The organism is Pseudomonas sp. P5_B2 (assembly GCF_056400445.1).
The window spans coordinates 1-537 of sequence record NZ_JBFULH010001505.1; the positions used below are offsets into that span (position 1 = coordinate 1).

The 537-nt window shown below is 58.8% G+C and carries 1 protein-coding gene and 1 pseudogene; both read left to right on the top strand.

What is annotated here, in order from left to right; all coding sequences use genetic code 11:
• Positions 1-240 (top strand): hypothetical protein (locus AC1DRJ_RS32085; RefSeq protein ID WP_477805625.1); only part of this gene is annotated, 240 nt, incomplete at its 5' end.
• 133 nt (positions 241-373) lie between these two features.
• Positions 374-537, top strand: a pseudogene (locus AC1DRJ_RS32090) (AraC family transcriptional regulator); the annotation flags it as partial.

The following is a 537-nucleotide window of genomic DNA, read 5'->3' on the forward strand; positions in this document are numbered from 1 at the left end:
GATGCCGGCAATGTTGCTGCTCATGGTGCTGTCCTCGCCGCGGGGAACGCCGTGGCGGCGCTGATGGAACAAGTCTGTTCCGCCCCCCAAAACCGGACAATCGATCCATGGCTGCGATCCTTGCCAATGAACCTGCATATCGCGCCAACCTCGCTTGTTGCATGTGGATTGGCTAAGTTTGATGGACCTGTAGCAGCTGCCGAGCCTGCGAGGCTGCGTTCGGCTGCGCAGCAGTCGTGAAATCAGGCACCGCGGTTTTTCAGGTGAACCGCGTGCTCCGGGTTTACGACTGCTGCGCAGCCGAACGCAGCCTCGCTAGCTCGGCAGCTGCTACAGGTCGTGTAATGGCTAACAATTGAGGGCGTTTCCAGCCATGAGTAAAACCATCGCCATCGTGATCTTCTCCGGCGTTCAGTCGCTGGACGTCACCGGTCCCATGGATGTGTTTTCTGAAGCCAATCGTTTTCTCGAGCCGCAAGACCACTATCGGTTGGAGGTGATCGGCGTCGGGCGCGGAGTCATGTCGTGTTCCAACGG